This window comes from Nocardiopsis sp. RV163 (assembly GCF_001029525.1).
In the GTDB taxonomy this organism is placed as follows: domain Bacteria; phylum Actinomycetota; class Actinomycetes; order Streptosporangiales; family Streptosporangiaceae; genus Nocardiopsis; species Nocardiopsis dassonvillei.
In genome coordinates this window covers 1-22131 of record NZ_LEKI01000098.1, presented here as the reverse complement: position 1 = coordinate 22131, position 22131 = coordinate 1, and the positions used below count along the sequence as shown (strand labels likewise).

Genomic DNA, 22131 nt, shown 5'->3' with positions numbered 1-22131 from the left:
GGCGCTCACCGGCGTTCCGCCCGGATGGCCCCGCGGCGGCGCTCCTCCTCCGCAACGACCTCGCGGGCCGCGCTCAGGGTCTGCTCCGCCTCCAGGCGGGGGACGAAGAACACCCCGTCGCCGTCGGCGACCACGATGTCCCCGGTGGAGCAGACCGCGCCGCCCACCGAGACCGTCCGGCCCACGTGCCCCGGGCCGTCCTTGTAGGGCCCGGCGGGCGAGATCCCGGCCGCCCAGACGGGGAAGCCCAGGTCTCGGAGCTCGTCGGCGTCCCGGACCGCGCCGTCGACCACCATGCCGCGCACACCCCGGTTGAGGGCGCGTTCGGCGATGAGCTCGCCCAGCAGGGCGCGTGAGGTGTCGCCCCCGCCGTCCACGACCAGGACGTCCCCCGGCCGCGCGAGGGCCAGCGCCCGGTGCAGGGCGCGGTTGTCGCCGGGGCGGGTCAGGACGGTGAGCGCCCGTCCGGTGACGCTCGCCCCGGGCCAGACCGGGCGGACGCGCGAGGAGACGAAGCCGAGCCGGTCGCGGCCGTCGCCGATGGCGGCGGTGGGGACGCCCGCGTAGGCGTCCGCCAACTCGCGCGCGTCCTCCCCGCCCGAGCGCGCCAGGAACAGGTGGCGGTCGGCTGCCCCGGTGCTCACGGGCGCCTCGACGCCCAGTTCACTGAGGAGTTCGACGCTGGAGCGGAGTTCGTGCGCCCTGCGCAGGGCGTGCAGGCGCGTGCCCTTGTCCAGGCGCTCCAGCGCGGATGTGCCGTCGGCGAGCGCGCCGGCGACCTGTGTGCGCATCCACGCCTCCTCCCCCGCGGCCCTCCCGGCGTCCACGGCCTCGGTGATCAGGGCTCCCAGGCCCTTCATGAAGACGCTGCGCAGCAGCTTGCGCCGTGACGCGGCCCCGACCTCGCCGCCGACCGGCTCGGCGTCGGAGCCCACCGCCCGGAGCAGCCGGGCGGCGGCCCCGGAGGCGGGGCCGGAGAGCAGGACGTTGACCTCGGCACCGTACCTGAGCACCGAACCGATGATCGCACCGTCCACGACCTGCGCGGATTCCCCCAGGGCCGCCTCCACCCCGGTCTTGGTCGCCGGAGCGGCGGCGTTGAGGTCCACGTACACCGCGTCCCGGCGCAGCACCGGCCGTGCGTCCTCGGCCGCGGTCACCGCGTACGCGGCCGTGGTGAGGCTGAGGACCAGGTCGGCGTCGGCGACCGCCTCGCCGGTCGAGGCGGCCCGCGCCACCCCCTCGGGCGTCCGCGCCTCCGGCGAGGGGTCGTAGCCGACGGTCTGCCAACCGGCGGCCGCGAACGCGCCGGCGTAGACGGCACCGGCTTCTCCGAGCCCGAGCACGGCGACCTTCATGATCCCACCTTCTATCATTGAGTGATAGCTACTATTGCTTGTTGATAGTGAGTGTGACCTGCGACGCTTCGCGGTGTCAACCGGCCGGAAACCCGTCCGCTACGTTGAGGGGAGGACTGCGATGCGCGCATCGCCTTGGGGGCGGGCACACCGGCCCCCTCCCGCGACAGGGCGAACGACGACGGAAGGGCGGGCGAGGGCACGGATGGGAGCGACGGCTGGGGGTGGCAACCAGGGGCGCACCCTGGACCGGGCTCTGGACGTGCTGGAGTGCCTGGAGCGGGCGCGCGGCCCCCTGCGGCTCAGCGACATCGCGCGGGAGAGCGGGCTCCACCTGGCCACGACGCAGCGCACCGTCAACCAGCTAGTACGGCGCGGCTACGTCCAGCAGGAGCGCCTGGGCTACTCGCTCGGGCCGGTGGTGCTGTCCCTGGCGCACTCCTTCGTCGTCAACGACCGCCTCTGCAGCGTCGCGACGCCGATCCTCACCGAACTGTCGGCCACGACCGGTCTGACCTCGTCGGTCTACGTGCGCTCGGGACAGGAGCGCATCCTCATCGCGCGCGTGGACGGAGCCGATCCGCTGCGCTACCAGTTCCCGATCGGGCGCCGGGTGCCCCTCTACGTCGGCGGCGGCAAGGTGCTGCTCAGCGACTGGGACGACCAGGAGCTCGACGCCTACCTCGCCGACCACGCCGAGGTGCGCCTGGCCTCGGGCAGGACCCAGGACGCCGCCGACCTCCGGGCGCAGATCGAGCGGATCCGGGAGGTCGGCTACCACCTCGCCGAGTCCGAGCGGGAGCCCGGCGCCCTCAGCCTGACCCGGCTGCTGTACGACTCCGAGGGCGAGACCCTGGGCGCCGTCAACCTGGTGACCACCAGTGACAGGACCAGCCCCGAGGAGCTGCTGTCCCAGCTTCCGGAGCTGTCGCGGGGCGCCAACGCCATCGGGGTGCGCGCCTGAGGCGTCGGCCGCCGGGGGCGGGCTGCCGTATGGGTTCCGGGCATGGACGACGGCTGGCGGGATCCGGGGTCAGTCGCGGTACAGCTCCGCCAGGGCGTCGGCGTAGCGCTCCCGGACTACACGGCGCCGGAGCTTGAGCGATGGGGTCAGCTCACCGGTGTCCGGGCCCCACTCGCCCGGGAGCAGCCGGTGGCGCCTGACCCCCTCCGCGCGGCTGAACCGGGCGTTGGCCGCCGCGACCGCGCGTTCGGCCTCCGCCGCCACCTCGGGGTGGGCGACCAGCGCCTCCCAGTCCCCGCCGGTGTCGATGCCCCGGGCCGCCGCCCACACCGGCAGCGTGTCGCGGTCGGGCACCAGCAGCGCCACCAGATAGGGCCTGCGGTCCCCGTGCACGTAGGCCTGGCCGACGATCGGGTGCTCCTTGAGGGCGTTCTCCACCGGCGCGGGCGCGACGTTCTTGCCCTGGGAGGTGACGATGAGCTCCTTCTTGCGGTCGGTGATCCACAGGTAGCCGTCCCCGTCGAGGCGGCCGACGTCGCCGGTGGCGAACCACCCCCCGTGGTCGGTGGCCGGGCGCACCGAACCGTCCGGCTGGAGGTAGCCGCCGAAGACCGACTCCCCGCGCAGCCACACCTCGCCGTCCTCGGCCACCCGCACCCGCACACTCGCGAGGGGGCGGCCGACCGAGCCCAGCCGGAACCCGGTGGCGGGGCTGTTGACGGTGGCCACGCCCACGGACTCGGTGAGGCCCCAGGCGTCCATGACCACGACCCCGAATCCGGCCCAGAACCGCACCACGTCCAGCGGCATCGGCGCGGAGGCGCTGGAGGCCCACCCCACCCGGTCCAGGCCCACCTGGGCCAACAGGGGAAGCAGGACCTCGGCCCGGGCCCGCTCGAAGCGTTCCCCGAGTTCGGCGGGCACCTCCTCGCCGCGCTCGCGGTGGGCGACGTGCTCGGCGGCCACGGCCGTGGCCGCGTCCACCGCGGCACGCTTCTCCTCGGGCATGCGGGCGAGCCCCGCGCGCAGGGCGGAGGCGAACTTCTCCCACACCCGGGGGACCCCGAAGAACTGGGGCGGGCGCACGTGCCGCAGGACCCCGGGCAGGTCCTGGAGGCTTTCGCACATCCACACGTGGGAGGCGCGGAAGACCGGCAGGTAGAGGCCGAGCATGCGTTCGGCGATATGGGCGAGGGGCAGGTAGCACACGTGGTCGGGGTGCTCGGGGAGGGTGACGGCCGCGTCCAGGGCGGTGGCGTTGGCGAGCATGTCGCGGTGCGTGACGGCCACGCCCTTGGGATCCCCGGTGGTCCCGGAGGTGTAGACGACGGTGAGCAGGTCGTCGGGGGTCAGGTCGCGCCAGCGTTCGAAGGCCGTCCCGGCGGGGGCGCCCTCCAGGCAGGCGTATTCGGTGTGGCCGCGACCGGGGTCGGCCCCGTCCACGACGACCAGCGCGGCCAGGGGCGCCTCGGGGTCGGCGAGCAGGCGCTCCCACACGGCGGCGGCCGCGGTGTCCCCCACCACGGCGAGACGGGCTCGGCTGTGCCGGGCGATGTGCGCGACCTGCTCGGAGGCGGCGGTGTCGTAGACCGTGGTGGGAACGGCGCCCGCGTGGACGAGGGCGAGGTCGGACAGCCAGTGCTCGGGGCGGTTGCCCATCATGAGCAGGACGTGGTCGCCGGGTTGGACGCCCAGGGCGGCGTAGCCCTCGGCGAGCGCGGCGACGCGGTCGCGCACCCGGGACCAGGTCAGGGTGGTCCAGTCGCCGCCGTCCGGCGCGCGCCAGGACAGGGCGGGCGCGTCGGGGCGGTCGGCGGCGTTGCGGGCGAGCAGGCTCGGAAGGGTTCGTCCGGTGTGGGGCATGGGCGCTCCTGGGTCCGGGACCTCCGTGCGCGGCCGACGGGGGTCGGGCGCACTCATCCCTACCCGGAAAACGGGTGCCCCGCTCCGGGGGGCCGGGGATCCCTCCCCCGGAGCGGAGCCGGGCTCAGCGCTTGCGCGGGTGCAGGTGACTGGTGACGGCCAGCCGGTTGTAGAGGTTCATCATGGCGATACCGGCGATGAGCGCGGCCAGTTCCTGGTCCTCGAAGTGCTCGGCGGCGCCCTCGTAGGCCTCGTCGGACACCCCGTGCTCGCCCAGGCGGGTGATCTCGTCTGTGAGCGCCAGAGCGGCCCGTTCGGCGTCGGTGAAGATCTCACCGGCCTCGTACCAGGCGGGAACGAGGAAGAGCCTCTGCTGGGACTCCCCCGCCTCCAGTGCGCGCTGGGTGTGCAGGTCGACGCAGAAGGAGCACCCGTTGAGCACCGAGGCGCGGAGCTTGACCAGTTCCAGCAGGCCGAGGTCCAGGTGTCCGGAGATGACCTTGTCGATCTCGTCCAGCCTGCTGTAGACCTCGGGAAGCTTCTTCGCCCAGATCACGCGTTCTTTCGCCACGGGGGCCGCCCTCCTCGTCGAACACTTCCGCCGTCCCGGCCGGGACCCGGTCCACAACGCTACCAATGGGGTCCGGGCGCTGCGGGGTCAAGGTCGGAACCGGACGGGAAAAGGAGGGGTGACAAGGAGAGGGTTCGTGTTTTTTTGGATTGGTTTGTTTTATTTTGGTTTGGTTTCCGGCAAGCCGAATCGAAGCGCGGGGTGCGGATATCACCGCACTTCCCTTCCTTTCGGCCCTTCCCCTGGACCCTTGACCTCCTTCCACTGCCCTACCGCACCACCACTGATCCCGAAACCCGACGCCCCAACGCGACGGCGACCACCGGTGAGCTGAAAACCAGGGCCTTGGCGCGGTCCGGGTTCGCCGGTCACCGCAGGCGAGGAGCGCGGTCCGGATACGACCGCGAACACAGAGGACACGAAGCGGCAGCGGAAAGGAGGAGGCCGTGGTCGAGGTCGCGCGTACGCACGGGGTCCGTGGCGGGGCTTTGCGGCGCGCTCCACGACCCCCGCCTTGCGGAGGACGGCACCGCACGCCTGCAGCCATCAGAGGGCGGGGCTCGAACCCCTCCCGCCGTACGGCTTCGACCCCCTTGGAGGCGAGCCTCGAAACCTCCGCGGGCCGACGTGAGCGCGACCAGACGACCCCGAACGAGAAGACCGGCCGGGTCTCCTCCTCCGGCCGGTCCGTTCGGAGAACAGGTCACTGGTCGGCGGCGGGCTCCAGTACGAAGACCGGGATCTCCCGGTCGGTCTTCTCCTGGTAGTCGGCGTAGTCGGGGAACGCCGCCACCGCACGCTCCCACCAGACCGCCTTCTCCTCGCCCGTGACCTCGCGGGCCACCATGTCCTGGTTCACGGTCCCGTCACGCAGCTCCACGTGGGGCTCGGCGAGGACGTTGAAGTACCACACGGGGTGCTTGGGCGCACCGCCGAGCGAGGCGACGGCGGCGTAGCGCCCCTCGTGCTCTACCCGCATCAGCGGTGTCTTGCGCAGCTTGCCGCTCCTGGCCCCGCGCGTGGTGAGCAGGATGACGCGCATCCCGCGCATGGTCATCCCCTCCCGCCCGCCGGAGCGCTCGATCTGCTCGACCTGGTCGCGCACCCATTCCGTCGGACTCGGCTCGTACTCGCCTTCGAGCGGCATGGAATCTTCTCCTTCGTCATTGCCCGTCCTACTGGCCGAACCCGCCCAACCGACCCAACCGGCCGAACCGGACGGCAGCACTGCCAACACCACTTCCCCGCAGGGCTCATCCGTACCACGTAAGTCGGGTGTGCGGGCGTCGTGGGTGAGCGGCAACAGCCGCACCCGCCCGGGCAGGTCCGGCTCGGCCAGCGCGCCGGACACGTGCGTATCCACGGTCACGGCGCCCATCGACGCGCACGGCCGCTCGGCGTCGAGGACGACGCCGGGACCGGGCCCGCGGGCTCCTGGAGGACCGGTGGCCGCACCCCGAGTGTGACTGGGTGCACTCAGTGCTTCGTTGCACTTGGTGCAATCACCTCCGTACCGTGGAGACGTGGACAATCAGCACGAACCGCCCGCACGTGACCGGCGTGAAGCATTGAAGTCGCGCCACCGCCGCGCCATCGTGGACGCGGCCGCCGCTCTGATGACCGAACGCGGGGACACCGGCTTCACCGTCGACCAGCTCTCCGAACGGGCCGACGTCTCCCGAAGAACCGTGTTCAACCACTTCAGGTCCCTGGACGACATCGTCCTGGAGGTGTTCGGCGAGATCCTGGAGGCGGTCCTCGACAGCATCGAGGCCAACCTCCCCGCCGTCACCGGCGACGGGGCGGGCAACATGTTCGACGAGTTCGCGGCGGCGATCCGCCAAACCGACCTGGTCACCCCGGTCACCCGGCTCAAGCGCTTCCTCCGGCAACAGGGGAACGAACCCGCGCCGAGCCAGGCCGCGCTGTTCGAACGGGCCATCAACGACGTGAGCGTCCGCCTGGCGGCCATCATGACGCGCCGCCGCCCGCACGCCGACCCGTTCGTGGTCGACCTCATGTGCGGCGCGGTCATCAGCGGCGGCACGATCACGGTCCAGCGCTGGGAGCAGACCACCGGAGGGGTCGACGACGACGACTCCCGCCGGGTCTGGGCCGACCTGCTGGAACGCATGCTCGCCGTGACCCGTGACGGCTACGGGAACGCCGGATCACCCACCTCCTGAGCGCACACGCGCCCCTCCCACCTACTCCGTTTGCAGGAACCATGGCTGAATTTCTCTACAGACTCGGGCGTGCGTGCGCACGTCGCGCCCGAACCGTCATCGCGGTCTGGCTGGCCCTCCTGGTGGCCTCCGGCACCGCCTTCTTCCTCTTCTCCGGCGAGCTGGAGGACAGCTTCTCCATCCCCGGGACGCCCACCGACGAGGTCGAGCAGCTCCTGTCTCAGGAGTTCTCCGGGATGGGAGGCGGCTCGGGCACCGTCGTCTACCAGACCGAGGACGGCTCGGACTTCACCCGGGAGCAGCGGGAGGCGATAGCCGACCGCGCCGAGCAGGCCGCCGGGCTCTCAGGCGTGGAGGACGCGATCGACCCGTTCGCCACGGAGGAGCAGCGCGCCGACCAGCAGCGGGAGCTGGAGGAGGGCCGCGACGAGTTGGAGAGCGGCCTGGAGGAGCTCGAAGCCGGTCAGGCCGAGCTCGACACGGGCCGCGAGCAGGCCGAGGCGGCCGGGCTGATCGACCAGGTCGGCCCCGGGCTCGACGCCGAACAGGCCGTGATCGACCAGAACCGCGAGGAGCTGGACGCGGGCCTGGAGGAGCTGGAACGGGGAGAGGCCATGCTGGAGATGGCCTCGGAGATCCGTTCGGTCTCCGAGGACGGCGGCACGGCCCTGGTCCGTGTCGCCTTCAGCGACAGCCAGACCGAGATCACCCCGGAGACCCGTGACGCCGTCATGGAGGTCTTCGAGAGCGACCCCGTGCCGGGCACCGCGGTCGACTTCGGCAACGACATGGCCATGACCATGCCCTCCCTGGTCAGCACCGCCGAGGTGATCGGCGTGATCGTGGCCGGTGTGGTCCTGGTGGTCATGCTGGGCACCCTGGTGGGCGCGGGCCTGCCGATCCTGACGGCGCTCGTCGGCGTCGGCGTGGCCACCCTGATCGCGATGTCGCTGTCCGGCGTGCTGGAGATGGCCTCGGTGACCCCGATCCTGGGCCTGATGCTGGGCCTGGCCGTCGGCATCGACTACGCGCTGTTCATCATCAACCGGCACCGCCGCCAGCTCAAGCAGGGCGTCGACGTCGGTGCGTCCATCGGCCTGGCCAACGGGACCGCGGGCAACGCCGTGGTCTTCGCGGGCACCACCGTGCTCATCGCGCTGCTGGGCCTGAACCTGACCGGGATCGGGTTCCTCGGCCTGATGGGCAGCGTGGCCGCGGTCTCCATCGCCATCGCCGTGTTCATCGCGATCACGCTCGTTCCGGCGCTGCTGTCGCTGGTGGGCGCGCGCGTCCTGTCGCGCCGCGAGCGAGCCCGTCTCGCCGAGCGCACCTCCGCCGCCGGCGGGGGCGCGCACGAGGCGGAGCGGGTCAAGCCGATGCCGAGCGGCCGCGCGCTGGCCCAGGCCGCGGTGGCCGTGATCGCCCTGGGCGTGGTCGCCCTCCCCGCGCTGGACCTGCGCCTGGGCACGCCCGACGGTTCCTCCGAGCCCACCGACTCCACCCAGTACCGGGCCTTCACCGCCGTGGAGGAGAGCTTCGGCGCGGGGCAGAACGGCACGCTGCTGGTCGTGGCCGAGCTCACCGGCGGACCCGACGAGGAGTCCGCGGAGCGCAACGCCGAGGAGGAGCGGGCGCTGGTCGCCGAGCGGATCTACTCCCACGACGACGTGGCGGCTGTGGCGCCCGTCGGCGTCTCCGAGGACCACACCCTGGCCATCTTCCAGGTCGTGCCCGTCGACGGCCCGGCCAGCGCCTCCACCGAGCAGCTCGTGCACACCCTGCGCGCGATGGAACCGATCGAGGGCACCGGTCCGCTTGGCGTCGCGGGCATGGCCAGCGGGAACATCGACATCTCCGAGACGCTGAGCGACGCGCTGCCGACCTACCTCGCGGTGGTGGTGGGCCTGTCCCTGGTGATCCTGCTGCTGGTGTTCCGGTCGGTCTTCGTGCCGGTCGTGGCCACGCTCGGGTTCATCCTGTCCTTCTTCGCGGCGCTGGGCGGCGTGGTCGCCGTCTACCAGTGGGGCTGGCTGGGCGGCCTCTTCGGGCTGGAGAACACCGGACCGGTGCTGAACTTCCTGCCCACTCTGCTGGTCGGGATCCTGTTCGGCCTGGCCATGGACTACATGCTCTTCATCGGCACGGGCATGCGCGAGGCCTACGTGCACGGTTCGCCCTCGCGGCTGGCCGTGGTGCAGGGCTTCAGGGCCGGACGCTCGGTGGTCACCGCCGCCGCGATCATCATGATCTCGGTGTTCGGCGGGTTCGTCTTCTCGCACAGCGTCATGATCAGCTCGATCGGCTTCGCGCTCGCCTTCGGCGTGCTCATCGACGCCTTCGTCGTGCGCATGGCGCTGATCCCCGCGCTGATGCACCTGGCGGGCGACGCCGCGTGGTGGCTGCCCAGGTGGCTCGACCGGATCCTGCCCGACATCGACGTGGAGGGCGCCTCACTGGAGCGCCGCCACACGCGTGAGCAGGAGGCCGTCGCCGTCGGGGTCCCCGACGGCGACGGACCGACCGGCGGGGGCACGGGTTCGCGCTCCCACGAGCAGGACGACACGGACCGGTTGTCCTCCGAGCGGCGCTGAGGCGCACGCGTTCCAGGGGCCCGGGGCGGTGACTCGGGTTCTGGCGGTGGTCGCGACACCCTGACTTCCAGGAGGTTGCGGCCACCGTGTCGTTCGCGCATAACCGCGAAGCGCCCAAAGCTCGGTTCCTCCGGCTGCTGGAGGAAGCCGGCGGCGTCACCGAGGCCGCACGCCGCCGAAGCCGTCGGAGGTGTGTCGAGTGCGGTGGTCGGTTCGCTGCCCGGGCATCCGCGGGGATCGTTGCCTGGGACTAGGGCGGCGAGACGGCCTCGCACAAGGCGTTCAGCGTGGCGGACGGGGCGCCGGTGTTCTTCCGCGACCCCGCTTCTCCCCGGCAGCGCGGATCGAACGGGAAGACCGGCGGACTGTTGCGGCGGTACTTCCCCGAGGGAAGGGATCCGTCGGTGCGCGGACCGCTGGATCTGGAACACGTCGCTCAGGAGTTGAACGGGCGCCCGCGCAGGACGCTCGGCTGGAAGGCTCCAGCTGGGCGTCTGCTCGCACTCGTGTGATCGACGAGGGGTCGCGAGGACCCCTTGAACCGGCCCGACCTTCCAAGGGCGCTTGGCGTGCGGGCGCTCAGCCCCGGTTCCCGACCTCGCCGAAGACGCCGGTCAGGCCGTCCAGGAAGGCCGAGAGCGCGAGTTCGAAGCTCGCGTCGTCGATCTCGGCGGCGTGCTCGGGCAGCCGGTGGGCCTGGGACAGGTTCGGGTAGCGGTCCCGGTAGACGCGCACGTCGTCGTCGAATCCGCGCGCGAAGGAGTTGGTGGCGGCCCCCACGACCAGGTACTTGGTGGAGGCGCCGATCATCGTGGCGTAGCGGGGCGGCCATCCGGCGCCCACCAGGCCGCCGTGCACCGCGTCGGCGCGGCGCAGCGCCTCCTCGCGGCGCCCGGGCCCGGAGGAGACCACCGGCAGCAGGTGGGGGTGCTCGGCCAGGGCGTCGCGGTAGGAGCGAGCCCAGACGGTGAGCCCCCGGCGCCAGTCCCCGCCGTCGAAGCCCGAGACGTCGATGCGCGAGGTGACCTCGTCCGCGACCTCGGTGAGCAGCTCCTCCTTGGTGCGGTAGTGGCTGTAGAGGGAGGCCGCCTGCACGTCGAGCTCCTGGGCGAGCTTGCGCATGGACAGGCCGTCCAGCCCGTCGCGGTCGATGAGCGCGAGAGCCGCGCGGCGGATGCCCGGACGGCTCAGGATCGGCGACTTGGGTCGGGCCACGGAGGGGTCCCCTTCTCCACTGCGGCGGACGGGCCGGGCCCTCCGGCGTCCGGCCCGATCATCGCACGCCGGCACGCCGCATGCGGTCCTCTGGCGGTGTTCGCGCACCTGGGAGCCGGTCTTCGGGGCCCGTGCGCCCCGGCACGGGGACCTGCCCGGAACAGCGAGCGGCGCCCGTTTCCCCCTGTTCGGCGGCACCTCTTGCACGCACCCCGGGGAAGACCGTACCCTCAAACCGAACGCCGTTAGGTTACTGGGGAGACAGGCCGTGATCGATTTCTCACTGAGCGATGAGCAGCGCGCCGTCCGCGACTGGGTGCGGACCTTCGTCGAGCGGGAGCTGATGCCGCTGGAGAACGACGTGCTGCGCCGCGAGCGCGAAGGGCAGCCGCCCGGCCTCAACGCCGAGGAGCGCACCCGGCTGCGCGAACTGGCCCGCAAGTCCGACTTCTGGGGCGTGGAGACGCCGGTGGAGTACGGCGGCATGGGTCTGGACCCGGTCACCGCCGCGATCATCGAGATCGAGCTGGGCAGGACCTTCCTGACCTTCAAGTTCGGCGGCGAGGCCGACAACATCCTCTACCACGCCGACGAGGAGCAGAAGGAGCGCTACCTGCTGCCCACCATCGCCGGTGAGCGCCGCTCCTGCTTCGCCATCACCGAGCCCGGCGCGGGCTCCGACGCCAAGGCGATCCGCACGCGCGCGGTCCGCGACGGCGACACGTGGGTGGTCAACGGCGAGAAGACCTTCATCACCGGCGGCGACGAGGCCGACTTCGCCATGGTCTTCGCGGTCACCGACCCGGACAAGGGCGCCGACGGGGGCGTGACCTGCTTCCTGGCCGACCGCGAGGCGGGCTGGACGTCCGAGCCCATCGACACCATGGGCGAGCGCCGACCGGCCTCCCTGGTCTTCCAGGACGTGCGCGTGCCGCACGAGAACATCCTGGGCGAGGAGGGCCGCGGCTTCGAGCTGGCCATGAAGTGGATCGGCAAGGGCCGCTACCTGCTGCCCGCCCGCGCGCTCGGCGGCTGCGAGCGCCTGCTGGACATGGCGATCGAGTACTCGCGCACCCGCGAGACCTTCGGCGCGCCCATAGCCGACCGGCAGGCCATCCAGTGGATGATCGCCGACTCCCAGACCGAGATCGAGGCACTGCGCCTGCTGGTGCTGCACGCCGCGTGGCAGGTGTCGGTGGGGCGGGACTCGCGGCACGCCCAGTCCATCGCCAAGCTCTTCGGCGGTGTGAAGGCCAACGAGATCGTCGACCGCGTGATGCAGATCCACGGCGGCATGGGCTACACCCGTGAACTGCCCATCGAGCGCTTCTACCGCGATGTGCGGCTGCTGCGCATCTTCGAGGGCACGGACGAGATCCAGCGCCGCACGATCGCCCGCGACCTGCTCAAGGGCCATGTCAAGGTGGGCGCAACCCTGGGCTAGCGGCGGGACGGGGGCCCGTGCCGCACGTGGGAGCGCGGCACGGGCCCCTCCGCAGGCGTGCGCCCGGACCGCGGGGGGCCGCGGGCGGGCTGCGGCGACCCCGCGGAGTCCCCGCGGGGAGCAGGAGGGTCCTAGCGGACGCCGACCAGGTCGCAGACGAAGACCAGGGTCTCGTTCGGCGCGATGGCGCCGGGGGCGCCACGCTCGCCGTAGGCCAGGTGCGGCGGGATGACCAGCTTGCGGCGGCCCCCCACGCGCATGCCCAGGACGCCCTGGTCCCAGCCCGCGATGACCTGCTTCGCGCCGAGGCGGAAGCTCAGCGGAGCGCCGCGGTTCCAGCTGGCGTCGAACTCCTCGCCGCTGGAGAAGGACACGCCCACGTAGTGGACGTCGACGGTGCTGCCGTGGCCCGCCTGGGCGCCTTCACCGACCTGGATGTCGGTGATCTCCAGCTCGGCGGGCGGCGGGCCCTCGATGAAGTCGATCTCAGGACGCTCAAGCGCCATGGTGGTACCCCTCGTGTGGTCACAGTGAACAGAGGGGCCCAGGCTATCGGTGCGTGGGAACCTCCTGGAGCAAAACGGACCCCCCGCCCGGCTGCTCTGTGACGCGCTCGCGCTGCCCTGACGCGGTCTCAGGTCTGAGTTCCGGAGTCCGGGCCCTGGAATGTGAGATCTGGGGGCTGGGACCTGGAGTCTGAGGTCTGGAGGCTGGGGTCTGAGCTCTGGGGATACGGGCCTCGGTCCTCAGGCCCGAAGTCTCGGGTCCCGAAACCCAGGTGCGGGGCTTCTGGGCCCGGGGTCCCGGGTCGAGAAACTCGGGCTTCGGGTCTCAGGTCCGGGGGGGCGGATCTCAGGTCCGGGGAGTCGGACCCCGGGTCCGGGGTGTGAGGTCTCGGGTTACGGAACTCCGGCGCGAAGTCTCTGGTGGGGGTGTCCGGTGTACGGTCTCGGGTCCGCAGATCCGGGTCTCAGATATCGCCTACGGTGGCGGCGATTACGTGACCGTGGCCCTCGACCTTGATCGGCCCGCTGCCGGCCTGCACGAACACCGACTCACCGCGTTGGAGGGTCATCCCCTGACCGACCTCGGCGACCAGCTCCACCTGTCCGTGCAGGGCGAGCAGCACGGTCGGCCCCTCCCCCGGCAGGTGTGCGGCGATGCGGCCGGGGCCGATCTCGTGCAGCGCGAACTCCGGGGCGGCCGTACGGAACTCCCGGCGCCCGTCACTGACCCCGGGTCTGGCGTAGGGGATGGGCAGCACCGAGAAGTCCACCACGTCCAGCAGCTCGGGCGCGTCCACGTGCTTGCCGGTCAGTCCGGCGCGCAGCACGTTGTCGGAGCTGGCCATCACCTCGACCGCGGTGCCCTGGAGGTAGGCGTGCATGTTCCCCGCGGGCAGGAACAGAGCCTGGCCCGGCCAGAGCGTGACCCGGTTGAGCAGCAGGGCGGCCACCGCTCCGGGATCGCCCGGGTAGCGGTCGGCCAGGTCGGCGACGATGGCGCCGTGGGAACCGCGCGGACCGGAGTCCGACCACTCGCGCACGAAGTCCTCCAGCAGCCGGGCCCGCTCGTCCTCGGAGAGGGTGAGCAGGCGTGTGAGGGCGCCGCGCAGGGCGGTTCCGGCGTCGGTCAGGGCGAGGTCGCCGCGCAGCGCGACGGCCAGTTCGCAGGTGAGTCCGCGCAGGTCGGCGTGGGCGGCGGCGGGCTCACGGAAGCCGCACAGCGCCTCGAAGGGCTCCAGGGCCAGAAGGAGTTCGGGCTTGTGGTGGGGGTCGCGGTAGTTGCGGTGCGGGGCGTCCAGGGGGATGCCCGCGCGCTCCTCGGCCTCGAACCCGGCGCGGGCGCGGACGGCGTCGGGGTGGACCTGGAGGGACAGGGGCGCCTCGGCGGCCAGGACCTTGAGGAGGAAGGGCAGCCGCCCGCCGAAGCGTTCGGCGGTGCGCCGGCCCAGGACGCGGTGGGGGTCGTCGGCGATGAGGCCGGGCAGGGGGCGCGGGCCGTCCTCGCAGTGGGCCGTGCTGGGCGCGCCGTGGTGGGCCCCCAGCCACAGTTCGGCCTGGGGCGTGCCGTCGGGTTCGGCGCCCAGCAGCCGCGGGATGGCCGTGCGCGCTCCCCAGGCGTAAGGCCTTACCCGGTTGGTGAGCCTGTGCATGCGCCCCCCGCTTTCCCGTCTGCGTGTTCTCACCCCGTGGACACCCCGGCGAGGCTGCAACAGTCTCGTGGAGGGCGCTGTCCCGGTCGACACGGCGCGCCCCACACCTTGAGGTAGTGCACACTTCACCTCGCGGGGCGGGCGGGCACCCCACGAACACGGGTACCGGCTGCGGCAACAAAGTTACTGGGAAGTAAACCATGATCGGAAGCACGTGAACAGCGCCACATCCTGACCTCCTCCTTCCACCCGGCGACGGGCCGAGCGCCCCGCGACGCGGCGAAAATCCCGCACCGGACGCCCGTTGAGGCGACCGGCCGCCACCGCGCGGACCGCGCGGCTCACGGGCCCCGCGTTCCCCGTGCGGGCTTCCGCCATTGTCCCGCAGCGGCGCCCGGGGTGCCACGGCCACGTCCGTGGGACCGCCTACCCGCCGCGCCGCCGGAGCCCCCTCCCTACGGGGAACCGGGGTGCCCGGCGGACGGGTGACCGGTTAACGTGCTCTGGTCGTGTTTGTTCCCCGACGTGTGAGGCGGACACTTGAGGCTGCGCCAGGGCGGACCAGCGGACCTGTCAGCGGTGCTGGAGACCTTCGACGCCACCGTGGCGTGGCTGGTCGAGCACGGGCGCTCCGCGCAGTGGGGCGAACGCCCCTGGTCGCAGGACCCCCGTCGGGTCGCGCGCGTGAAGGAGCTGGTCGCCGAGGGCCTGTGGGTGGCCGAGGCCGGGGACGGCACGGCCGGGTTCCTCACCGTCACCGAACGGGCTCCCGGCTACGCGCCCCGGGTGCGCGAACGCGAGCTCTACGTCCACCTGCTGCTGGTCTCGCGCGCCTACTCCGGACGCGGCGTGGGCGGCAAACTGCTCTCCTTCGCCCGCAGGCGGGCACGCGAGCGCGGCGTCGGGCTGGTGCGTGTGGACTGCTGGGCGGGCGGGGACGGGGCCCTGGTGCGCTACTACGAGCGGCAGGGGTTCACCCCGGTCGAGCGGGTGCCGGTGGGCGGCACCGAGGTCCAGATGTTCGAGTACCGGGTCTGAACCGGACCGACCGGCCCGGACGGCGGACGCTCAGCGCTCGCGGCGCACCTTGTCGGAGGCCTCCACCAGGCGGTCGATCATCCGCTGCGTCAGCGCCGGGTCGGGCTGGGGCAGCCCGGCGATCGCCGCCATGTAGAGCCCGTCGCCCGCGCGCAGGATGATCTCGGCCAGGACCGGATCGGCGAGCTCCTCGTGCAGCAGTTCGCCCCAGCGGCTGAAGAGGCCCTGGACCGTGCGGACGGCCTCCTCTGGCATGTCCTCCTGGCCGCGCAGCGCCGCGATGACCGCCCAGTACAGCTCCCGCTCCTCGGGGCTGCGGGGCAGCGAGGTGCGCAGGAAGACGCGGACCACGCCCTCCTCCCCCTCCACGGCCTCCCGGAACTCCTCCTCCGCCAGCACTCGCAGGCGCTCGATGAGCCCGGTGAGCATGGCCGCCTTGGACGGGAAATGGTACAGCAGCCCTCCCTTGGACACCGAGGCGTCACGGGCCACGGCCTCCAGGGTCACCGCGGAATAACCCTCACCGACGAGGATGTCCTGCAGGGAGTCGAGGATGCGGTCGCGGGTGTTCGAAGCGTTCACGATTGACACTGTACCGGCTGGACGGTACTGTACCGTCTGGACGGTTGAAGAGTCCCGGTAGCACGCCCCCGGTCGACCAGGCTTCCCGTCCTTCCACCCGGCCGTTCGCCCTCCGCATCCCGCCGGTCCGAACGCGCCCTCACAGCCGTGCGGCGCGCACACAAGCGACACGTAACGAGGAAAGATGAGTTCCGCCCAGACCGGAAACGGCACCGCTGACGCGCGCGGCCGCGACGGCGCGGCGCCCGCCCTCGCGGGCCCGCGCGAATGGACCGCGCTCGCCGTCCTGGTCCTTCCGGTGATCCTGATCTCGGTCGACTCCACCGTGCTCGGGTTCGCCGTTCCCGCCCTCAGCGAGCAACTGCGGCCCGACGCGGGCCAACTGCTGTGGATCGTCGACGTCTACGGCTTCGTCCTGGCAGGACTGCTGATCACCATGGGCTCGCTCGGCGACCGCATCGGTCGGCGGCGCCTGCTCATGATCGGTTCGGCCGCCTTCGGCGCGGCCTCGCTGCTCGCCGCGTTCTCGCCCACAGCCGAGGTGCTCATCGCGGCCCGCGCCCTGCTCGGGCTGGCGGGCGCCTCACTGATGCCCTCGACCCTGTCGCTGCTGCGCAACATCTTCCTGGACCCGCGCCAGCGCCTGCTGGCCATCGCCCTGTGGGCGTCGGGGTTCTCCGGCGGCGCGGCGCTCGGTCCGATCCTGGGCGGCTGGCTCCTGGAGCACTTCTTCTGGGGCTCGGTGTTCCTGATCAACCTGCCGGTGATGGCGCTGATCCTGGTGCTGGTCCCGCTGCTGGTGCGCGAGTCGCGCAACCCCGGCTCCGGCCGTCTCGACCCGCTGAGCGTGGTGCTGTCCATGGCCGCGATCCTGCCCGTCGTGTACGGCGTCAAGAACCTGGCCACCGAGGGCCTGGCGGTCGTCCCGGTGGCGTCCCTGGTCGTGGGTCTGGGCCTGGGCTACCTGTTCGTCCGGCGCCAGAAGGCCCTGGACGACCCGCTGATCGACGTGGGCCTGTTCCGGTACCGCGTGTTCAGCGTGGCGGTGGCCACCAACCTGATGATCGTGTTCTCGCTGGTGTCGTCGCTGTTCTTCCTGACGCAGTACCTCCAACTGGTGCTGGGCATCTCGCCGATGCGGGCCGGTTTCGTACTGGTGCCGGGCCTGGTGCTGTCGGTGCTGGCAGGACTGGTGGCGGTGCGGTTGTCGCGCCACCTGAGCCTGGCCGCGGTGATCGGCGGGTCCCTGCTGGTGACCGCGACGGGGTTCGCGGTCCTGGTCTTCGCGCCGCAGGGCGAGGCGGTGACCGGTGTGGTGCTCGTGACGACGGGATTCGCGCTGATCGCCACCGGCTCCGGGTTCGCCGAGACGCTGACCAACGGCGCGATCATGTCGGCGGCCCCTCCCCAGCGCGCGGGCGCGGCGTCGGCGATCTCCGAGACCGCCTACGAGCTGGGCGCGGCGCTGGGCGTCGCACTGCTGGGCAGTGTGCTGACCGCTTCCTACAGGGCGAACCTGACCGCCGTGGAGGGCGTGCCCTCGGGGGCCGTGGACGCCGCCCGGGAGACCCTGGGCGGGGCCGCGAACGCCGCCGCCGACGTGGGCGGCGCCGCGGGCGACGCGCTCATGCTCGCCGCGCGGACGGCGTTCACCGACGGCATGCACCTGACCAGCGTCATCGCCGTGGTGATCGTCCTGTCGGCCGCCGCGCAGGCGTGGGTGCTGCTGCGCGGTCGGGGCAATCCCGCGGTGGAGGGGCCCGCCGAGGGGGCCGTGGAGGAGGCGGTCGGGGCAGTGGGCACCGCAGGGACCGCGGGGGCCACGGTGGCCGCCGAGGCCGCGGGCACCGAGGAGTCCGGAGGGACCACGGGTGCAGGGCAGGAGCCCGTTCCGGTGGCCGCCGACCCAGCGGCCGGTGACACCCGGGCCGCGCCGGAGCGGACCCGCTCCGACGGCTAGCACGCGGGGGTCCGGGCCCCGGAAGGCGTCGCCTCACCATGGGCGTCCTGGAGCGGCTCGCCGCCGCACAGGGCGTCCCGGTGCGCTTCCCCGTGGAGGCGAGAGGACCCCTGGTCAGGTCTCCGAGCGGGCGCGGGGCCGCACCGGAGGACGGCGAACGCCCGTCGCGGTGCGCAGGGCGCCCGGGAGGGTACGTCCGCGGGGGCGGGGAGACGAAGCTTTGAAGGACGGCCCTCGAGAGCGAGGACGGTCTCAGGGCACGCGGAGCAGCTCCACCTCGCCGCCGTCCCAGTCCGGCGGCACCACGGCGTAGGCGTCGGCCAGCGCGGCGCCGCGCAGACTGCCCGGACGGTCGTGGCCCACCATCCGCGCCCGGCCGCCGTCCAGACGCACCGCGACCAGCCGGGTGTCCCGGGGGTGGGCGGTGACGGCGCCCACCAGGGCGGCCCGGGCCAGACCCGTTCCGGGGTCCGGTCGTCCGGTCATGGCGGCCAGCAGGGGGACCAGCAGGGTGACCGCGGCGACCAGGGCGGCCCCGGGGTTGCCGGGAAGGCCCACGAACACGGTCCGGTCGGTGTGCGCGAGCAACTGCGGGTGGCCAGGACGGCAGGCGACCCCGTCCACCGCGACCTCGGCTCCCAGCTCCTCCAGGACCGAACGCAGGTGGTCGGCCGGGCCCCGGGACGAGGAACCGCACACCGCGACCACGTCGCCGTCCGCGCCCGCCAGCGCGTCGAGCAGCGGCCGCCGCTCGTCGCCCAGGCGGCGCAGGGACGCGATCCGGCCTCCCGCGCGCTCGACGACCCCGGGCAGCGCCGGACCGATGGCGTCGCGCACACTGCCGTCGCCGGGCAGCCCCGATGCGGTGATCTCCTCGCCGGTGACCAGGACCGAGACCCGGGGGCGCAGCACCGGCAGGGTGTCGTGGCCCAGGCTGGCGGCCAGGCCCAGCGCGGCGGGGCCGACCACCGTCCCCCGTTCGAGCACGGTCTCGCCGGGGGCTGTCTCCTCCCCCGCCCAGCGCACGTGGCGGCCGACCTCCGCGGGTCCGTCGACGGCCCCGTCCCGGACTGCGGCCAGCTCGTAGGGCACCACGCACTCCGTGTCCTTGGGCACACGGGCGCCGGTGGCGATCTCGACGGCCTCGCCCGGGCGCAGACCCACGGGCGCCTCCGCCGCCCCGGCCAACTGCCTGCCGACCAGCCGCCAGGGTCCCGGGCCCGACACCGCGAAGCCGTCCATGGCCGAGGCGTCGAAGGCGGGCAGGCCCGTCAGCGCGTGCAAGTCCGCGGCGAGGACGGCGCCCAGGGCGTCCTCCAGGGGAAGTTCTCGCGGAGCCGGGGGCCTGCCGCCGCCCAGGAGCCGGGCGGCCTCGCGCGCCCGCGGCCACGACCGGTGCCCGCCGTGTCCCCCGGTGCCTCCCGCTCCCATATCCGTCTCCCCCTCGTCACGCCGGTGTCCTCACATTGTCCACCCGGGCGCATGACACGGACGTCAACGTCCGCTCCGACGGGCCCGGCGCGTCCTCCGACCGCGCGGCCGTCCACCCGCGCCGAGGGCGCCGAACCGGCCCCTCTCAGCGCCGATTTGCCGTCTGCCGACTTTCCGCTAGAGTTCTTACCAGCAGCACGGCGGGGCCCGACGGGCCGGACGCCAGGCAGCAAGCGGACGTGGCTCAGCTGGTAGAGCATCACCTTGCCAAGGTGAGGGTCGCGGGTTCGAATCCCGTCGTCCGCTCGGAGGAGACGCGAGGTGCCCCGGCGCCTTACGTGCAACTCGGTGGAGTGGCCGAGAGGCGAGGCAGCGGCCTGCAAAGCCGTCTACACGGGTTCGAATCCCGTCTCCACCTCCCCATCGCTACACGCGGGCGGTTAGCTCAGTTGGTTAGAGCGCTACCTTGACACGGTAGAGGTCACAGGTTCGAATCCTGTATCGCCCACCAGCATCACCGCAGGTCAGAGGGTTTATCTGACATGCGGGTGAAGACCGCTCGGCCCAGACTGGGAGCTATCCGGGAGATCGTCTTCGAAGCGGGTTCCCCTCGGAGCCCGCTTTCGCTGTTTCCACGGTAGTGCGCTCCGAGCGGCGGCGCCGCGGTGAAGAGCCGCTCGCGTTCCCGGTCCGTGAGAGCCGTCACGCTCCCCCGCCACCGGTCCTCCGGCACGCCGAGTACACGCCGCCCCATCTGCGGGGTCACGTGCCCGTAGACCCGGGCCGCCCCCGGCACCCGGTGCCCCAGCCGCCCCGCGCGGGCCACCTCCGGGACCTCGTCCTCGGCCAGCTCCTCGTGCGGGTCCCTCAGCCGCTGTCCTGGTCTGCCTCGGAGGAAGGCGGCGTCTGGTGGACGACCGGGAGGAGCAGTGCTGCGTCTCCGGGGCTGCCGTCCACGGGCGGCGACCGCCGCCGGGACGGGGTGCGGTAGGGCATCGGTGGTTGGTCGGCTCGGCGCCGAACGCCTCCGCCCGTCAAGGGGAGCGGAACCGGCGTTCGCGCTCACCCCCGCCGTGCGGAGTACGCGGCGCGTACGCGCAAACCCTTCCGGTACCACCGGAGGATCTTTTCCGCCGAGCCGCAGAACAGCCTCCGGGAAAGAAGGCCTGCATCGATTCATGAGCAGGGAGTACGCATTTCCCCAGGCAGCCGAACACGTCCGTTTTGTGCTCATTTTTCATGAAGCGCATTGTGCTCCGTGGAACTTCCTGCGCCATGAAGGGAGTTCGTTCATGGTGCACTCGGACCACCCGTTCGGGGCACTTCGGCGAACGGTCGGTCTGCTCACGACAGGCCCTGGACGATCTGCCCTGGCCACCGAGGAAATCGTGGGTGCGCGCTCCATCCGCGAGCGCCCCGAGGAAGCTCTGGGACGCCGAGTCCCCGGCCACCGGGAAGGCCGTCCCGTGGTGGGCGAGGAGGGCGAGAGCGCGGTGATCACCCCGGCCGGTCGCCGGAGCCGGTTCACGGCGCCCCCGGCCCTTCCCCCCGGGGGCGGGCAGCAGGCCATGCGGCCGATGTGTTCATCGATCGCGTGTCGGGGTCGCCGGAGCCGGTGCGCGAGAGGAGCCCAACACCCGCCCTCGGGCGCGCCTGGGGTCCTGCACACCCCGGGAGGCGCTCCACAAGCTTCTACCCGAAGGCGGGAGCGCAGGCGAGGAGGGCGCCGCTCCAGCGAAGCGACACCACCGATCCACGCGCCGTCCCGACAGAACGTGTACCGACCGGTCCGCCGGAGCCCTTCCCGCACCCGGGACACCGTCCCGCACAACGGCAAGGGATACGGCTGCAAAATAGTCGTTATATGAACGAAATAACGCCAAACCGCCAACCGCCTGGACGCAACAGCATGTCGGCCTGTTCTTTTTTTATCAATATCCTACAGGGGTGACATACATGAACCAACCGCATAAAATCCTTTAGCGATGACTTAGCACCAACTCCTGGGATCGGGTGGTTCCGTGGTCGCTCAAGAGGGTTCTTTCGGCATCGACACCACCGAGACGGTGGACATAGCGGATGTGGTGGTGGTCCAGTCCGCTCGGAGCAGCGTCGACGACGAACACGTCCGGCTGCTCGCCGGGATCGCGGCCGAACTGCCGCCGATCCTCGTCCACCGCCCGTCCATGCGGGTCATCGACGGCTGCCACCGCGTCCGGGCCGCCCTCCTCAACGGCGCCACGACGATCCGGGCCCGCTTCTTCGACGGGTCCGAGGCGGAGGCGTTCGTCGAGGCGATCAGGCAGAACGTCGAGCACGGCCTGCCGCTGTCGCTCACTGACCGCAAGAGCGCCGCCGCGCGGCTGATCGCGGCCCACCCCTCGTACTCCAACCGGGCCATCGCGCGCATCACCGGCCTCTCCGACGGGACGGTGCGGTCGCTGCGGGCGTCCGGGACGGCCGGTGGCGGGGAGGGGGGCCGCCGGGGTCGTGACGGTCGGGTGCGCCCGTCGACGGCCGCCGAGGGGCGGATCCGGGCCCACGAGATGATCCAGAGCAACCCCGACGTACCGCTGCGCACGGTCGCCAACCGCGCCGGGGTGTCCCTGGGAACCGCGCACGACGTGCGTAAACGGCTACAGCGCGGTGATCACCCCGTGCCCCCGCGCCAGCGCCGCGCGCTGGGCCCGACGCGCTCTCCCGGCCCCGTCGAGGAGGCAGCGGGCGGCAGGGCGGCGGGCCCGGTCGGGACGCCCTCGGGGGACGGACCGAC

The 22131-nt window shown here is 72.4% G+C and carries 16 protein-coding genes and 3 tRNA genes; 10 read left to right on the top strand and 9 right to left on the bottom strand.

Going from position 1 to position 22131, the window contains the following annotated elements; genetic code table 11:
- Positions 1–5 precede the first annotated feature (5 nt).
- A complete protein-coding gene (locus tag ABD54_RS17300) occupies positions 6–1358 on the bottom strand; it encodes an NAD(P)-binding domain-containing protein (protein ID WP_047870535.1) in 1353 nt (450 codons plus the stop codon).
- Positions 1359–1563: 205 nt separating this feature from the next.
- On the opposite strand from ABD54_RS17300, the gene ABD54_RS17295 reads away from it, so the two are divergent.
- Positions 1564–2322: an IclR family transcriptional regulator gene (locus ABD54_RS17295; RefSeq protein ID WP_047870534.1), complete on the top strand. Its 759-nt coding sequence runs from the start codon at positions 1564–1566 to the stop codon at positions 2320–2322.
- A gap of 69 nt (positions 2323–2391) precedes the next feature.
- On the opposite strand, the gene ABD54_RS17290 is transcribed toward ABD54_RS17295, so the two are convergent.
- The 3 genes from ABD54_RS17290 to ABD54_RS17280 form a co-directional block, all read right to left on the bottom strand.
- Positions 2392–4185, bottom strand: coding sequence for a long-chain fatty acid--CoA ligase (locus ABD54_RS17290; protein WP_047870533.1), 1794 nt, complete (start codon positions 4183–4185; stop codon positions 2392–2394).
- 124 nt (positions 4186–4309) lie between these two features.
- Positions 4310–4756: a carboxymuconolactone decarboxylase family protein gene (locus ABD54_RS17285; protein ID WP_047870532.1), complete on the bottom strand. Its 447-nt coding sequence runs from the start codon at positions 4754–4756 to the stop codon at positions 4310–4312.
- A 703-nt stretch (positions 4757–5459) separates the two neighbouring features.
- Positions 5460–5903, bottom strand: coding sequence for a nitroreductase family deazaflavin-dependent oxidoreductase (locus ABD54_RS17280; protein ID WP_047870531.1), 444 nt, complete (start codon positions 5901–5903; stop codon positions 5460–5462).
- A gap of 376 nt (positions 5904–6279) precedes the next feature.
- Here ABD54_RS17280 and ABD54_RS17275 point away from each other — a divergent pair, with 376 nt between their 5' ends.
- Positions 6280–6942: a TetR/AcrR family transcriptional regulator gene (locus ABD54_RS17275; protein WP_047870530.1), complete on the top strand. Its 663-nt coding sequence runs from the start codon at positions 6280–6282 to the stop codon at positions 6940–6942.
- 41 nt (positions 6943–6983) lie between these two features.
- Positions 6984–9533, top strand: a complete 2550-nt coding sequence (locus ABD54_RS17270; protein ID WP_047870529.1) for an MMPL family transporter — start codon at positions 6984–6986, stop codon at positions 9531–9533.
- A 579-nt stretch (positions 9534–10112) separates the two neighbouring features.
- On the opposite strand, the gene ABD54_RS17265 is transcribed toward ABD54_RS17270, so the two are convergent.
- Positions 10113–10748 (bottom strand): TetR/AcrR family transcriptional regulator, encoded by a 636-nt coding sequence (locus ABD54_RS17265; protein ID WP_047870528.1) that lies wholly within the window; start codon positions 10746–10748, stop codon positions 10113–10115.
- Positions 10749–11016: 268 nt separating this feature from the next.
- On the opposite strand from ABD54_RS17265, the gene ABD54_RS17260 reads away from it, so the two are divergent.
- A complete protein-coding gene (locus tag ABD54_RS17260) occupies positions 11017–12192 on the top strand; it encodes an acyl-CoA dehydrogenase family protein (RefSeq protein ID WP_047870527.1) in 1176 nt (391 codons plus the stop codon).
- Between the two features lie 131 nt (positions 12193–12323).
- Here the strand turns inward: ABD54_RS17260 and ABD54_RS17255 are convergent, their stop codons facing one another.
- Together ABD54_RS17255 and manA are read right to left on the bottom strand one after the other, a co-directional pair.
- Complete coding sequence (locus ABD54_RS17255; RefSeq protein ID WP_047870526.1) at positions 12324–12698, bottom strand: FKBP-type peptidyl-prolyl cis-trans isomerase; 375 nt, start codon at positions 12696–12698, stop codon at positions 12324–12326.
- Between the two features lie 464 nt (positions 12699–13162).
- Positions 13163–14347 carry a mannose-6-phosphate isomerase, class I gene (gene manA / locus ABD54_RS17250; protein ID WP_047870525.1) on the bottom strand — a complete coding sequence of 395 codons (1185 nt, stop codon included), beginning with the start codon at positions 14345–14347 and terminating at the stop codon, positions 13163–13165.
- Positions 14348–14887: 540 nt separating this feature from the next.
- Between manA and ABD54_RS17245 the strand changes: the two genes are divergently transcribed.
- Positions 14888–15385, top strand: coding sequence for a GNAT family N-acetyltransferase (locus ABD54_RS17245; protein ID WP_047870524.1), 498 nt, complete (start codon positions 14888–14890; stop codon positions 15383–15385).
- A 30-nt stretch (positions 15386–15415) separates the two neighbouring features.
- On the opposite strand, the gene ABD54_RS17240 is transcribed toward ABD54_RS17245, so the two are convergent.
- The gene (locus tag ABD54_RS17240) at positions 15416–15967 is read right to left on the bottom strand and encodes a TetR/AcrR family transcriptional regulator (RefSeq protein ID WP_047870523.1); all 552 of its coding nucleotides are present in this window, start codon (positions 15965–15967) and stop codon (positions 15416–15418) included.
- Between the two features lie 184 nt (positions 15968–16151).
- Here ABD54_RS17240 and ABD54_RS17235 point away from each other — a divergent pair, with 184 nt between their 5' ends.
- Positions 16152–17927 carry an MFS transporter gene (locus ABD54_RS17235; protein WP_047870522.1) on the top strand — a complete coding sequence of 592 codons (1776 nt, stop codon included), beginning with the start codon at positions 16152–16154 and terminating at the stop codon, positions 17925–17927.
- 252 nt (positions 17928–18179) lie between these two features.
- Here the strand turns inward: ABD54_RS17235 and ABD54_RS17230 are convergent, their stop codons facing one another.
- Positions 18180–19358, bottom strand: a complete 1179-nt coding sequence (locus ABD54_RS17230) for a molybdopterin molybdotransferase MoeA (RefSeq protein ID WP_047870521.1) — start codon at positions 19356–19358, stop codon at positions 18180–18182.
- 233 nt (positions 19359–19591) lie between these two features.
- Between ABD54_RS17230 and ABD54_RS17225 the strand changes: the two genes are divergently transcribed.
- The 4 genes from ABD54_RS17225 to ABD54_RS27975 form a co-directional block, all read left to right on the top strand.
- A tRNA-Gly gene (locus ABD54_RS17225) sits at positions 19592–19664 on the top strand.
- Positions 19665–19705: 41 nt separating this feature from the next.
- Positions 19706–19776: transfer RNA gene (locus ABD54_RS17220), tRNA-Cys, on the top strand.
- A gap of 16 nt (positions 19777–19792) precedes the next feature.
- A tRNA-Val gene (locus ABD54_RS17215) sits at positions 19793–19869 on the top strand.
- 1510 nt (positions 19870–21379) lie between these two features.
- A partial coding sequence (locus tag ABD54_RS27975; RefSeq protein ID WP_047870536.1) for a ParB/RepB/Spo0J family partition protein occupies positions 21380–22131 on the top strand: 752 nt, incomplete at its 3' end.